Below are 14,658 nucleotides of genomic sequence, written 5' to 3'. Positions count from 1 at the left end.
CGTGACGCAACATGCCCATTATATTATTGGTACCGCCGGTCACGTCGACCACGGCAAGACGGCCCTGATCAGGGCACTTACCGGGATTGAAACCGACCGACTGGCGGAGGAGAAAAAACGCGGAATTTCCATCGAACTCGGCTTTGCCCGGCTGGATCTGGGGCAGGGGCAGGTGGCCGGGGTGGTCGATGTGCCGGGGCATGAAAAGTTCATACCGCAGATGCTCAGCGGTATCGCTGGAATCGATCTGGTGCTGCTGGTGGTCGACGCCAACGAAGGAGTCATGCCGCAGACCCGTGAGCATCTGCAGATCATGGAACTGCTGCAGGTCAAGCGCGGCATTCTTATTCTGTCTAAATGCGACTTGGTGGAACCGGACTGGCTCGATATCGTTGAAGAGGAAATCCGTGAACAAGTTTCCGGGACCTTTCTTGATACCGCCCCCTGCTGTCGTGTTTCATCGATCACCGGCGACGGCCTCGAAGATTTGCTGGTAACGATTCGCGAACAACTGCAGCGCGTTCCGCTGCGCGAAGTTGGTGGCGCGGTCCGTCTGCCGGTCGACCGCTGTTTCAGTATCAGCGGTTTTGGTACGGTGGTTACCGGAACCCTCAATAGTGGTCGCATCGCGGCGGGCGACAGTCTCGAATTACTTCCGGCCGGTGTTCAGGCGCGGGTGCGAGAGATTCAGGTGCACGGTAAACAGTCCACGCAAGCGCTGGCTGGACAGCGGGTGGCGTTGAATCTCTCCGGTATTTCCCGTGAGCAGGTGCCACACGGCTCGGTGGTCGGAACCGCCGGCCTGTTTCGCGCCAGTCAGCGGATCGATGTGCGCTTGCAACTGCTCAAAGAAGCACCCCGACCGATCAAGTTCCGTGATCCGCTGCATTTTCATCTTGGCACGGCCCGCACCGTCGCCCGGGCGGTTCTGCTTGACCGCGACGAGCTGGCTCCCGGTGAAGAAGCCTTTGTGCAACTGACGTTCGATCAACCGCTGCTGTCGCATCGTGGCGACCGCTTCATCATCCGCTCCTATTCGCCGATGCTGACTATTGGTGGCGGGATGGTGATAGATGTCGAACCGCAGAAGCACAGGCGTTTTCGTCCTGATGTTATCAAGCGTCTTACCGATCTTTCCTCGGGGAACCTTGGTTTCTGGTTACAAAAATTGGATCAGCTGGAAATTACCCGTTTGCGCGACCTGGAAAAACATACCGGCACCGGTCGCGAAGAGTTGCGGCTCGGGTTGGAAAAGCTGGCCGAGATGGGGCAGGCGGAAGTTCTAGCCGATCAGTGGGTGGTGAGCGAACGGGTTCGTAGTTGGCGGCAGCGGATGCCGCAGTTGGTTGCCGATTACCTGCAGCGAAATCGTCTCAGCCATGGTATCCCGCGGGCGACTTTGCAGGTTAAACTGGCGGAGAAGCTAGCGCCAAAAGGATTCGAGGTTTTACTGCAGCGAGTCGTTGAAACGGGTGAGATCGCCCTGAATGGTGATCTGGTGATGACGCCGGGCTGGCAACCGCAACCGACCGAAGATGAGCTGCGGATACTCAATAAGCTCGAACAGCACTACCGCAAGGAAGGGATGCAGGTCAAAAACCAGAATGAGGTGGTCAGTCAACTCGGTCTGGAGGGGATCGACATCGAACCCTATTTTGCCTACTTGATGTTAGAAAAATCATTAATTCGTTTAAATCAGGAGAGCTATTTGCATAATCATAGCTACCGTCAGGCCCTCCAGGTTTTACAGGAGCTGGTTAAGCAGCAGGATTCTTTTACGCTGGCGCAATTTCGTGATCGGCTTGACAGTAATCGCAAGCTGATACAGGCGTTGCTGGAGTATTTCGATAGCTGTAAGTATACGCGACGTACTGGAGAACAGCGCGTTGCCTGGAATCTGCCGGATGACGTTGCGTAGTTATTTGACCGCTTATCTTGGTTTGTTGACTTGGAATAAAAATTCATTATCCAAAAGGACACGTTAGTGACGGAAAAAAACATGCGTCTCACCGCCCTGTCACGCAGCTCAGGTTGAGCTGCCAAAATAGGTCCTGAGACCCTGGCCCAGGTACTGGGTCAGCTCCCACAAGTAAATCATCCTGCTCTTTTGTCGCAGGATATCCCGTTTGCCGATGCCGCTATCTATCGCTTGAGCGACTCGCAGGCCTTGGTCCAGTCGGTCGATTTCTTTACCCCGGTGGTGGATGATCCCTATCTCTACGGCCAGATTGCGGCGGCGAATTCCCTTTCCGACCTGTTCGCTGTCGGAGCAACGCCACTGACCGCGCTGAATTTAGTCGCTTTTCCCCTTTGCCAGCTCGGCCCGGATGTGCTGGTCAAAATTCTGCAGGGGGGCGCGGAACGGGTGCAAGAGGCTGGTGCTTTGATTGTCGGTGGACATTCTATTGAAGATGATGAGCCCAAGTATGGTTTGAGCGTGACGGGCATTGTTGATCCGGCAAAGATGGTGACCACCTGTGGTTGTCGCCCCGGTGATCAGTTGATCCTGACCAAACCGCTCGGAACAGGTTTGCTGGCCACGGCCCTCAAAGGCGAAGTCCTTACCGAAGCCGACATCAATGCGGCAATCGCTGGCATGGTGATGCTCAATAAGCAGGCGGCAGCGGTGATGCTGGAAGTTGGCGTTTCCGCCTGTACCGATATTACCGGTTTCGGCCTGGTCGGGCATGGGGCTGAGTTGGCCGAAGCGAGCGAGGTCGGATTGCGGCTCGATATGAAAAAATTACCAGCTTATCCGCAGGCCGCTGAAATGGCAGAGATCGGTCTGGTGCCGGAAGGTTCTTACCGAAATCGCGATTTCTATTTTTCACGGGTCGATGGACAGCAGCACTGCCAGCAGTTTTCGCTTGATCTGCTCAGTGACCCACAGACATCGGGGGGCTTGTTGATCGCCGTGTCTGCGGAAAAGGTTGAGTTGCTGATGCAGCGTTTAACCGCCGAGTTTGTTCCGGCTTATCTGATTGGTGAGGTGATCGCCGAGCCACGCGGTCGTTTGCAACTGATAGGCTGATGCCGGTCGTTGCAGGTATCGATTTTGTTTTGATTTGATGTTTTGTTTTTTATGCTTTTGGGGAGAGTAATCTATGACTTGAGGTCTGCATGCTGCAAAAACTGAATTTACTGCAAAAGTTCTCCCTTATCTGTCTGGTGGTTCTGGTTCTACTCGGGATTATGCTCAATCTGGCCATTAACCACTTGTTGGAGGAAAATCTGATCCGGCATGCCGAAGAGATGACCACCGCCGTGGTGACCCAGGAAGTCCTTCGTGAGCTGCAGGCCGAGGAACTTCTCGAGCCCAAACTGGGCAAATCTTACCTTCCCTTTTCTGCCAGAATTAAGCAGCTCAGTCTGGGGCCGAACCTCGTCCGGCTCAAGATATGGAATCGTGACAGAGTGGTGATCTGGGCCGATCTGCCTGAGATGGTTGGTCGTCGCTATGCCGATAACCACGGTGTCGCGGATGTTTTAGCCACCGGCGAAAAGGTCGTCGAACTCACCTGGAAGGGGCATGAAAGAGAGGAAAGTGAGCATGAGTTGGAGGATGAGAATAGTAAAAAGAAACTTCTCGAACTTTATGTGCCGATCACATTTCCCGGAAGTAACCAGATAGACGTTGTTTTTGAGGTTTATCGTAACCTTGATCCTCTCTATGTCGAGTTTGATCGCCAGCAGCGGATTGTCTGGTGCATTGTCATTAGCAGCTTTACCTTCCTGTTTTTAGCTCTTTTTACCCTCGTATGGCGTGCCGCGCGGAAAATTGAAAAGCAACACGAAGCCATTCTTGGTTCCGATGCCAAATTCCGTAACCTGATCCAGTCTGCTCAGGACGGTATTCTGGCGGTTGACCGAGAGGGGCAGATTGTTCTTTGCAACCGCTCGGTTGAACGTATCTTCGGCTACCCTGTCAGTGCGCTGGCCGGAAAACAATTGGTGCAACTGATGGCCGCTGAGAGCCATCAGCAATGTCAGGCTGTTATCAATGGTGCGTTTCAGGAGTGCAAGGCCAATGATGAGCGGGTTTATGCCTGGCAGGGACGGCGGGCCAATGGCGATCTTTTCCCGCTGGAATTGACGGTTGCTGCTTCTGGGAAAAATGGCTCGCAGATGGTCACCGCCATTTTGCGGGACGAGTCGGAGCGGCAGTTGATGCGGCGTAAGGCTCTGGATGCGGAAAAGCAGGCCGGTGTTACCCTCATCGCGAGCAGCATCGGTCATGAAATCAATAATGCCATTACCGGTCTGTTCGGCTATGGGCAGCTGCTCAAAGGTCGTGCCGCAGATGCGGCCTTTGTTGCTAAATGTGCGACCACCATGATCAGTCAGGCTGACCAGCTAAAGTTGCATGCCAATAACCTGTTGACCTTGGGTAAACCACAGCAGCCGAACATCGGCCCGCTTGACCTTAATCAATTACTTGAAGCCGTTACTGAGTTACTTTCCACCAGTGGTTTGCTTAAGCACGTTTCGATCAGCAAAGAGCTGGATTCTAGCCTGCCGTTAATCGCTGGTGACAGCCATCAACTCGAGCAGCTGATCCGTAATCTTGAAATCAATGCCGCTCACGCTTTGCAGGGCCGCGGTGAGCTGACTCTTCGCAGCGGCTATCTGGAAACGGAGCAGGTCTTTTTCGAAATTGAGGATAACGGCCCGGGGATCCCTGCCGAGCAACTGGAACAGGTTTTTGAACCTTTCTTTACCACCAAGGCGGAAGGGCAGGGGACTGGTCTCGGCCTTTATATTGTGCGTCAGGTTGTCGAGCAGCATGGAGGTCGTTTGTTGATTGACAGTGTCGTTGGGACTGGGACCAAATTTCGGATCTGTCTGCCGATTCCATTTCGGCAAAGTGGGCAGCTGTTAGGCTGATTTCTTTTACATCAGGCTATCGACTGTTGCGACATTGTTGTCTGGATTGTGTCGCCTGAAGAGATAAGCTGCTTGTGGCTATAGGGAATTTGCATATGGACAATGTGAGCGGAAAGGTGACCGGCGCCAAAGTAAAAAAGCATCAGTTGTTTTGTTGGATCGTTGCGATTTGCTGGACTTTTTTATTGTTGGCTTCCTTTTTCTGGATCAAGCAGATTTCTACCGAGCAGGTGATGAATCTGGTCCGGGTGCAGGCCAGAACCGCGTACGAAAAGGATGTTCTCTACCGTTTTTGGAATTCCACTCATGGGACGGTTTACGTCCCGGTTTCGGAGGAGACTCCCCCCAACCCCTACCTTGATGTTGCGGAACGGGATATTGTGACACCCGATGGGGTTGCGTTGACCCTGATGAATCCTGCTTACATGACCCGCCAAGCCAATGAACTCAGTTTCGACCGACTCGGCATTTATGGGCATCTCACCAGCCTCAAACCGCTACGCCCAGAAAATGAGCCAGATACTTGGGAACGCCAGGCGTTGCTTGAGTTTGAGACTGGCGTCGCAGAGGTCAGTTCGGTTGAAGCACTTGACGACAAACTTGTGTTGCGCCTGATGCGGCCACTGCTGGTCGAAGAGGCCTGCCTTCCCTGTCACGCTAAACAGAAGTACGAAGTTGGTCAGATTCGCGGTGGAATCAGTGTTTCGATAAATATGGTTCACAGTCTGGCCCTGCTAGAAAGCAGTCATACCCGTATGGCCATCGGTCATCTCCTGCTCTGGGTCACTGGTTTGGCAGGCTTGTTGGTTCGTGCAAAGATGCTGACTAAGCGTGATCATGAGAGGCTTGAGGCGGCTGAACGTCTGCAGGAAATCAACAGTCAGCTGGAACTGCGGGTTGTTGATCGGACGGCAGAGTTGAAGAAGTCGAATCGCCTGCTGAAAGAGGATATCCGGCAACGGATTGCTGCTGAGCGGGAAAAGGATCTTCTTGCGGCACAGTTACGGCAAGCGCAGAAAATGGAAGTTATCGGTCATCTCTCTGGTGGGATTGCGCATGATTTTAATAACCTGTTGACCCCGATTCTCGGTTATGCCGAGTTGGCGCAGCAGCGGCCTGATATTTCTCCGCTATTGAAAAAAGATATCGGTCGGATCTTTGGTGCCGCTGAGCGCGCTAAAGGGCTGGTGCGGCAGATTCTTGATTTTAGTCGTCAGTCGGATCAGACCTACCAGGTTGTTAGCATGCAGCAGATAGTTAGCGAGGTTCTCGAATTGCTGCAGCCTACTGTTCCGCAAAATATTACTATCGACGTGCAAGTTCCCAATGAAGATCTGATGGTGGAGGCCGATCCGATACAGATGCATCAGGTGGTCATGAATCTATGTACCAATGCCTGGCAGGCGATGCATGATACCGAAGGGGTTCTACGTTTGACCCTTGAGCGGGTTAAGGTTGCGCCTTCCGCCGGCAAGCCGTTTGGTGGTGTCACTGGAGACTATGTCTGTTTTAAGGTCTACGACAGTGGTTGCGGTATCGATAAGGCGGCTCAAGAGAAGATCTTTGAACCTTTCTTTACGACTAAAAAGAGTGGCACCGGAACGGGGCTTGGTCTGTCGGTGGTTCATGGAATTATTCATAGTCATGGCGGTTCTATTGACGTGGAAAGCTGTGTTGGTAAGGGGAGCTGTTTTCAGGTTTATCTGCCCCTTATTGATGCCGCGGTTGTCTCCTCTGGTTTGACGCCGACACCCCAAGGAAAGGGAGAGCGGATTCTTCTGGTTGATGATGAAGCCGATATTGTCGAGATGTTAATTGACGGTTTGGGCGGTCTCGGTTTCAAGGTGACCGGCAGTAGCAGCAGCAACGCAGCGCTCGAATTGTTTCGTCAGCAACCGGACAATTTTGATCTGCTGCTCTGTGATCGGAACATGCCGGAATTAAACGGTCAGCAGCTTGCAACGGCAATCCGCGCGCTTAATCCCGAGATCCCGGTTCTCTTTATGACTGGCTATGATGAAGGTAGTGGCTTGGTTGACCTGTGCACCGCTGATGATACCTGTTTGCTCAAGCCGATGACCGCCAGTTCGGTGGCCGAGCAGATAATCCGGCAATTGACAGGATCCTGAGTTTGCTGTAGGAATTGTGGTCAATTGTCACTGTAAATGCTTGTTAGTTTTAATAGTCCTTGGTTTTTTGTGATTAGCCGTAATTGGGGAGGCGGATAGATGCCAGCACGGAATTTGCTTTGTTTGCTTGTCGTTGCAATGACATTTGGTCTTTCCAGTTTTGCGGCTGCTGGGCCTTACACCGATTCTGCGCACGGTAATTCGACAACCGGTGTTGATCGTTCCAGTATCGATCTGAAGTATGATGTTTTTGCTAAGGGCAATTGTTCTCATTGTCACGAACAGCATTCCAGCCTCGGTGGCAATGAACCTTTGCCTGCCGGGTCGGCACAAAATCCTTCCTTACGCTTTGCTGCTGAAGAAAATCTCTGTGGGACCTGTCACGATGGTAGCCCGGCAACAAAAAATATTGCCATTGAGTTTTTAAAGCAGTATCGACATCCGGTCACTGATTATGCTGACCGTCACACCCTGTCGATTGACGAAAAAGGCCAGGATGGCCTTCCCTTTCGCGGCTTGAATCGGCACGCGGAGTGTTCCGACTGCCATGAACCACATACCGTTCAGGGGGACACCCATGAGACCTCTGTCGGTATTCCCCGGACCGCGACCAGCAATGCTGTTTCCGGTGTCCTGCTCGGCGCCTGGGGGGTTGAGCCGAACACGGACCCCGATTGGTTGCCGCCTTTGGGGTTTAGTGAAGTGTCCCCGGCGACCAAGGAATATCAGATCTGTTTTAAATGTCACTCTTACTACGCTCTGCAGGCGGCCACTGGCATCGCTAATTTTACCGGGCCTTCCGGTGTCTTGATCACCGATCAAGCGATGGAGTTCAGTAAGGCGAATGGTGCGGTGCACCCGGTTCGGATGACACTGAACGACCAGACCGGTTCTTCTTTCCCGCGGGCTCTTGAAAGCTCCAGAATGAAGGCTCCGTGGAACCTGAACATGGGGACCCAGACCATGTACTGCTCCGATTGTCATGGTAATAACAGTTCCAGTCCGGCGGGCCCACATGCATCCACCAATCAGTTTATGTTGGAAGGGAGCTGGACCTGGCCCTTTAAACCGGCGGGAGGAAAGTTGTGGACTCTGGCTGATATAAATAACAATCTCAACAGCTGGAGTACCAAGCTGCTTTGCGCCAAGTGCCACACCCTTAATAACTATGGTATGGGACATTCCCACCCACATCAAAAAATTGGCCATTCTAGCGGTTATAAAGCAGTAGTGGGCACGTTGCTGCCGTATTCCGATTATGACACCAGTTTTGCCTGTGTCGCCTGCCATACTCCGGTGCCGCATGGCAGTTCTTTTGGTCGTCTGATTGGTTCCGACAGTCTGCTGGAACCGTACACAATAACCGTTGCCCCAGGGATTACTTTTCCGGTCATCCGCGACTTTACAAAAGGGATGAATCAGAAAACCTCCTGCTTTATCCCGAACACCGCCTCTTGTCATACGGCTCATCTAAGGTGAGTATTTTAGTTTGTTTCTAAGTTGCTGACGATGTAGCAAAAATACGTACTGCACAAACAAAGCCCCCTGCTCCAAATTGGAACAGGGGGCTTTGTTTATTTAATCTTAATGCCATACCGATAGATTTCCGTGATCTTAGTAGCTGACCTTGGCAAACGGTGATTTTGCTGCTGCGGCCAAAGCGTCGGCCAGGGTGTGGATGCCGTTTGCTTGCAACAGCGGTAGCATCTTCAGCAGGACTTCGGCGGTGACAATGGCATCGCCAAGGGCTGTGTGTCGGCCGACGATGGTCACGTTCAGTCGTTCCGCCAGTCCTTCAAGTGAATGGCTGTCCTGATTTGGGTGGATAATGGACGACAGCAACAAGGTGTCGAGAACCGGGTTGTTGAATTTGATCCCGGTCTTTTCCTCTTGCAGCTGTAAAAAACGCATGTCGAAGGCGGCGTTGTGAGCGACCAGGACCGAGTTTTCGGCAAACTGATGAAAGTGCGGCAGCACCTTGTCGATGGTCGGTTGCCCTGGCAGTAGTTCCGGCTGAATGCCGTGGATGTCGACCGATGACTGTGGTACCGGGCGTTTTGGGTCGACCAGTTGATCGATCGCCTCGTGAAAGAGTAACTGGCCGTTGACGATGCGGATCGCCCCGAGCTGGATGATCTCATCCCCTTCCGAAGGGTTCAGACCGGTAGTTTCGGTGTCGAAAACCACATAGATAAGTTTATTCAACGGCATCTGCCCCAATTCTTGCCAATCTGCGCGATTGAACAGATCAAACTCATAGGAAACCGGTCGGTGTTCAAGCTCGACCTGCATCGACATGCGCAGTTCGTCTTTTTGTTGCGGGAACACAAACAACACACCATTACAGGCATCCTTGGTGTGAGCCAGCGAATGAATGGTGCCGTACATCTGTTTGATGATGTCGCTGAAGGTTAATAGATTGCCCTGGGCGTCGGTCGTGAAGGGGGTCTGCTTCCAGTCAATCAACAGCTGTGGGTCAACGAATGTTTCCGGCCAGGCAACGGCCAGTTCAACTTCCTCTGTCTCGTTCAGGGTCAGGGTCATCAGCAGTTCCGGTATTTCTGAACAGGCCAGCAGCATGCTGACCAGTTGCGAAATCGCTTGCATGATTGAGTAGCTGTCGAGCTGAAGCCAGATTGAATCTGCCGCTTGGGTGGTGACGCGCAAGAAAAAGCGGTCGGAAATATTTTTGCTGATAACTTCAAGCAGGCTACTGGCCAAGACATTCTCGGTTTTCTGCAGTGAGTGCAGATGGCTGACATAGTTGGAGCGCGCCTGGGAAATTTTTGTCTGCAACAGCTGAGAGGCCTGATCAATGGCTTGTCGGTAGCCGTGCAACTGCTCCGCATCAAGGTCAGGCTGGTTGAGGATGACTGTGATGGCGGCACGAATCTCTTGCAGCGCCCCTTGCTGATCGTCAGTAAGTGACTGAATCAACATGTCGCGGCGGATATCTGATTCGATCTGGCTGGTCATGTCCTCCAGGGTAAGGACAAAGCCGGAAATGATCATTTTTTCATCTTGTTCCAGCAGAACCGGTGCCATGTTGACCCGCAAACAAAGTCCATCGTGCAGGGTCATCATAAAGTTATTGACCTGTTTGCTGCGTCCGGATTGGTGGATTTTGTACAGCATCTCTAGAGCGTGAACGATTGGATCGCGATCAAGAATACTGAACACTGATCTTCCCAGTCCAAGGATTCCTTGCATCTTATTGCTGTCATCATGCTGCTGGTTGTTTTGGAAGAGTTGCTGGGCTTGTTGATTGTATAGCAGAACCTGACCGTCGGTGTTACAGACGAGAACTCCATGCGGCATCTCTGACATCAGGGCTGCTAGGCGAGTCCGTTCTTCAGCGAGTTTACTCTGCGCTTCGCTAATCTGTTCATCAACATCACGCTGCAACTTTGCAAACGCCACCGCTGATTGATTGATGATGTTGGTTAAATAATGGATTTCTTTAGCACCCTGCTTAATTTCAATCCGATGTTCGGGATTGACAGCTGAGATCAATTGGGTGCTTTCTGCAAGTTTTAAGATGGGAATGATGTAGTTGTGGAAGAGGAAACTGACCAGTAAGCTGAGAATGACACAGAGTATCAGCGAACCGATAAAGGGGAAGGGCAGGAGTTTGTCTGATAACTTGGCAATCGTTGCCTGTTCCGCTTCGTTGAGGCTGTACCAGGAGCCAGTGAAGCTGACGAAGATGACGCTGAAGACAGTAAAGGTCAAAGCGCTGAGAAATATCCAGTATTTAACGCTCGGTTTCATCCGGAAATTATCCTTTTGTCGACAGGTACAACTTATTTACTCTGCCAGCGGGAGCTGTTTGAGTTCTTCCCATAATCGGGTGATTCGGGCAACCAAGCCGTGACCGCGGGCATTATTGATCGCAAAAAATAAGGCTTGAAAAGCTTTCGGGTCATTACCGACAGCGGCCCATGCGCGGGCTGCATGGTAGTGAGCCCAGCCGGTCATTTCCTGTTCCTGGTTGCTGCTGACTATCTGTTCGGTTAAACGGATTGCTGCATCGTAATGGTTCTGCTGAATAGCTAACAGCGCCTGCAGGTTGAGATAATGGGCCGATTTGTCCGGCAATTGTTTGGCTTGTGTTGCAGCTTTTTCGAATTGGTCAAATTCAAGCGCCTCGAGTGTTGCAAGTAAAAAGCTGAGAGATAGTTTTAGCTCAGCATCGACCGCATATTCAAGACCTTTTTGGTAGTACTTTAGCGCTTGGCGATATTTTTCAAGGGTTTCCTGCAAATTGCCGAGCAGTAGATAGTCGCTTCCTCGAGGCTCAAGCTTGATAGCCTTGATGAGTAATTTAGTGCCGTCGGCAAAGCGATTTTCATGGATCGCTAACGACGCTTGTTGTCGATACTCAGCTGCTCCGACAGCAGGTGACGAAAATGTTTTACTTGTGGTGCAGGCCGTGAGTTGGCTTAGAATCGCCAAGCTGACCAGAAAGCACAGCAGCGATAGTTTTATCATGACTTGGCTGCTCAAGGACGGCCTCCGGAAATGTTACTTCAGATGGAAATAGTATTAACAGTTTGCCATATTAAATGGAGGGAAGCAAAGGGTAGGGTTAAAAAACACTGAGCCGCACGGTTGAATAAAAACAGTGCGGCTCAGTGTTTTGGATTTAAGCAGTCAGGCGTTGTAACGCTTCGAGATATTTTTCACCGGTCTTCCGGACGATTTCTTCCGGTAGTTTGGGAGCTGGCGCCTGTTTGTTCCAGTCGAGTGTTTCTAGATAGTCACGCAGGAACTGCTTGTCAAAGCTTGGCTGGGCCGCACCCGGACGGTAGAGGTCCTTTGGCCAGAAACGAGAAGAATCGGGGGTCATGGCTTCATCGATCCAGATCAGCTGACCATCGAACATACCGAATTCGAATTTTGTGTCGGCAATGATGATCCCTTTGGTCGCTGCCAGCTTTCTGGCCCGTTCGTAGATAGCGATGCTGATGTCACTTACTTGTTGGGCGACATCGCCACCACAGAGCTCCGCGGCTTGTGCAAAGGTGATGTTTTCGTCGTGCTCACCCAGTTCTGCTTTGGTTGATGGGGTGAAGATGGTGTTCGGCAATTTATCGCTTTGGGTGAGACCGGCCGGCAGCTGGATGCCGCAAAGGGAACCCGTTTGCTGATACTCTTTCCAGCCGCTCCCCGAGAGGTAGCCGCGAACGATGCACTCGATTGGCAGCGGTTGGGCCTTTTTCGTCAGCATGCTGCGTCCTTCGAGTTGGTCGCGATACTGATGAGTGATGGCCGGGAAGTCATCGACTTCGGTGGCGATCAGGTGATGCGGAATCAGGTCCGTCATCTGATCGAACCAGAATTTTGAGATTTCGGTTAGAACGTAGCCCTTTTGTGGGATACCTTCATCCATGATCACATCAAAGGCTGAAATCCGGTCGCTGGTGACGATCAGAAGGTGCTCGCCAAGGTCATAGATATCACGGACTTTACCGCGGTTAACCAGGTTCAGTTCAGGGCAGTTGGTCTGGGTGATAATCGGTGTCATTAGTTGGTACTCCCGGTTACAAAGATGTTGATGAGTTCTGGAACCAGTACTTCAACCTGGGATTGGTCGAGTAGCTCCTGTTGTTTATCGGTGATTGCCGCATCTTTTTTGCTAGTCAGCAGCTGCTCTTCAAGTTTGCTTCGTGCGGCAATATCAAGGCTGTCGAAATCGGCCTGTTTTGCTTCTTTGAGACTGGCGACCAGGTATTTGTTGTCGATGGTGTAAACTTGGGATCCGATCGGTGCGTCTTCGGTCAGGGTGAAGGCTTCATCCGCAAGTTCTTGGCTTGATCCGATTTTGGGGATAAATGCACCGTAGCTGCGAGTAAATTCGCCTGATTCCTCGACGCTCAGTTTAAGCTCAGCGGCTGCTTTACGCAGGCTCTTGAGCTGATTGGCCTTGACCAGCAGTTGATCTGCAAGTTCTTTGGCAAAGGTCTGTGCCTGACTGGCACGGAAAGCCGTTTCCACCATCGGCTTGACTTCGTCCAGTTCCGGCAGACGACTGACCTGGTGTTCTTTTAGGGCGAAGAGGAAAACACCTTGCGTGGTCTGGACTGGACGGGCCAGTTCACCGTCTTTCAAGCTGAAGGCTGACTGGATGATGGCTGGTGCTTTGCCGATACCGTCAATGGCGCCGTCGCGGCTGAAAAGGCCAGTTTCTTTGACGCCGAGATCATTGTTTTTGGCTGCTGACTCGAGATTTCCGGTTTTGCGATTGATGTTGTAAGCGTCCATCGACTTTTCATAGGCCAATTGACGTGATTTGTCGATCAGCAGACCGGCTTTAACATCATCGATAACATCGACTAGCGGTTTGACGCCCGCTTCGATTGCTTCCTCCTGCTTGATGATATGAAAGCCGAAAGGCGTTTCAACAATATTGCTGAGTTGTCCAGGTTTCAGGCTGAATGCACTGCTTTCAAAACTGCTGACCATGACGCCCCGGCCAAAATAGCCAAGATCGCCACCCGCCTCGGCAGTTCCTTTGTCATCCGAATGGGTGCGGGCCAGTTGGGCAAAGTCTGCGCCTTCTTGCAGCTGTTTCAGCAGGTCGCTGGCAAGGTCGCGGCGTTTCTGTTTGGTGTCTGCATCAGCCCCTTCTGCCACACGTAGCAGGATGTGGGCTGCTTTGACCTGCTCTTTGGTTTCGTACAGATCCAAATGGCGGCGGTAGTAGCGTTCGAGTTCTTCGTCGCTGTAATTGGAAATCTCTTTTTCATAGCGAGCTGGATCGAATTGCAGGTAGCGCAGAGAGACTTTCTCCTGCAGGCGGAACTGTTCCTTGTTCTGTTCAAAATATTCGAGCAGGCCCTCGTCAGTGACCTTGACCTTGGTCTCCACCAGGGCTGGCGTCAGCCAGCTGTAGTTGAGATTGATCTTGTCGTTTTCTTTATGAAAGGATTCTTTGAGTTCATCGTCAGCAACGCTGATGCCTTGTTGCAGTTGGTCTCGCACCTTCTGGGTGAGCAGTTGTCGCATCTGGGCGGCTTCAAATTGCTCGGGGGTCATCCGTTGGTAATTGAGGACCTGCAGATAACGAGCACGGTTGAAAGCCCCATTTTCCTGAAAAGATTCGTACTGGGCGATCGCCTGAATGAGCTCATCATTGTTGACTTCAAGCCCAAGTCGATCTGCCTCTTGAACGAGTAGTAATTCGTAGACCAGTTGCTGCATTGCTTGTTTTGGCAGATTAAGTTGTTTTTCTACTTCAGCGTTGAAATTCCCTTGGTAGATGCTTTGGTAGAGGTTGTACAGGTTGCTATAACTGCTTTGAAATGCTGCATAGCTGATGTCGTCGCCATTGACTCTGGCAGCAACATTGCTGCCTTGACTGACACCCGAATCGGTCGGTGCGGTCAGCATGGTGTAACCGATGATGAAACTCAGGATAATCAACCCGAAGGCGATTTTAATCAGGATTGATTTTTGCTTGGTTCTGACAAAGTCAAGCATTGCAGGGAACTCCTCGATTTTATTGATGTGAAAGGTTGTCAAACAGCACCGCATGTTAGACCAGCAATCTGCCGAAAAGCAATCATTTTTTCCGCTATAAGCCCTTGCTTAATGGGAGTCTGTTTGCTAGAGTGAGCGAGTTTTTCGAATGCCTATGAATAGC

The 14,658-nt window shown here is 51.6% G+C and carries 9 protein-coding genes; 5 read left to right on the top strand and 4 right to left on the bottom strand.

Features of this window, described 5'->3' with window-relative positions:
• Window position 1: 1 nt before the first annotated feature.
• The 5 genes from selB to ACZ5PT_RS19065 all read left to right on the top strand — a co-directional run bounded on the left by selB (window position 2) and on the right by ACZ5PT_RS19065 (window position 8,492).
• Entirely contained in the window at window positions 2-1,918 is a 1,917-nt protein-coding gene (gene selB / locus ACZ5PT_RS19085) for a selenocysteine-specific translation elongation factor (RefSeq protein ID WP_464264605.1), read from the top strand.
• Between the two features lie 81 nt (window positions 1,919-1,999).
• Complete coding sequence (gene selD / locus ACZ5PT_RS19080; RefSeq protein ID WP_464266769.1) at window positions 2,000-3,031, top strand: selenide, water dikinase SelD; 1,032 nt, start codon at window positions 2,000-2,002, stop codon at window positions 3,029-3,031.
• A gap of 89 nt (window positions 3,032-3,120) precedes the next feature.
• Entirely contained in the window at window positions 3,121-4,884 is a 1,764-nt protein-coding gene (locus ACZ5PT_RS19075; RefSeq protein WP_464264604.1) for a two-component system sensor histidine kinase NtrB, read from the top strand.
• 95 nt (window positions 4,885-4,979) lie between these two features.
• Entirely contained in the window at window positions 4,980-7,013 is a 2,034-nt protein-coding gene (locus ACZ5PT_RS19070; protein WP_464264603.1) for an ATP-binding protein, read from the top strand.
• Window positions 7,014-7,112: 99 nt separating this feature from the next.
• Window positions 7,113-8,492 carry a hypothetical protein gene (locus ACZ5PT_RS19065; protein WP_464264602.1) on the top strand — a complete coding sequence of 460 codons (1,380 nt, stop codon included), beginning with the start codon at window positions 7,113-7,115 and terminating at the stop codon, window positions 8,490-8,492.
• A 135-nt stretch (window positions 8,493-8,627) separates the two neighbouring features.
• On the opposite strand, the gene ACZ5PT_RS19060 is transcribed toward ACZ5PT_RS19065, so the two are convergent.
• From ACZ5PT_RS19060 to ACZ5PT_RS19045, 4 genes are all read right to left on the bottom strand, one after another.
• A complete protein-coding gene (locus ACZ5PT_RS19060; protein ID WP_464264601.1) occupies window positions 8,628-10,784 on the bottom strand; it encodes a 3'-5' exonuclease in 2,157 nt (718 codons plus the stop codon).
• 36 nt (window positions 10,785-10,820) lie between these two features.
• Window positions 10,821-11,468, bottom strand: coding sequence for a hypothetical protein (locus ACZ5PT_RS19055; protein WP_464264600.1), 648 nt, complete (start codon window positions 11,466-11,468; stop codon window positions 10,821-10,823).
• 190 nt (window positions 11,469-11,658) lie between these two features.
• On the bottom strand, window positions 11,659-12,540 hold the full coding sequence (locus tag ACZ5PT_RS19050) for a phosphoribosylaminoimidazolesuccinocarboxamide synthase (protein ID WP_464264599.1): 882 nt from the start codon (window positions 12,538-12,540) through the stop codon (window positions 11,659-11,661).
• The gene (locus ACZ5PT_RS19045; protein ID WP_464264598.1) at window positions 12,540-14,495 is read right to left on the bottom strand and encodes a SurA N-terminal domain-containing protein; all 1,956 of its coding nucleotides are present in this window, start codon (window positions 14,493-14,495) and stop codon (window positions 12,540-12,542) included. Before ACZ5PT_RS19045 ends, ACZ5PT_RS19050 begins: the two co-directional genes overlap by 1 nt.
• Window positions 14,496-14,658: the final 163 nt, after the last annotated feature.

The sequence above is a fragment of the Desulfuromusa ferrireducens genome (assembly GCF_055389805.1).
This window is presented reverse-complemented; position numbering and strand designations above follow the sequence as displayed.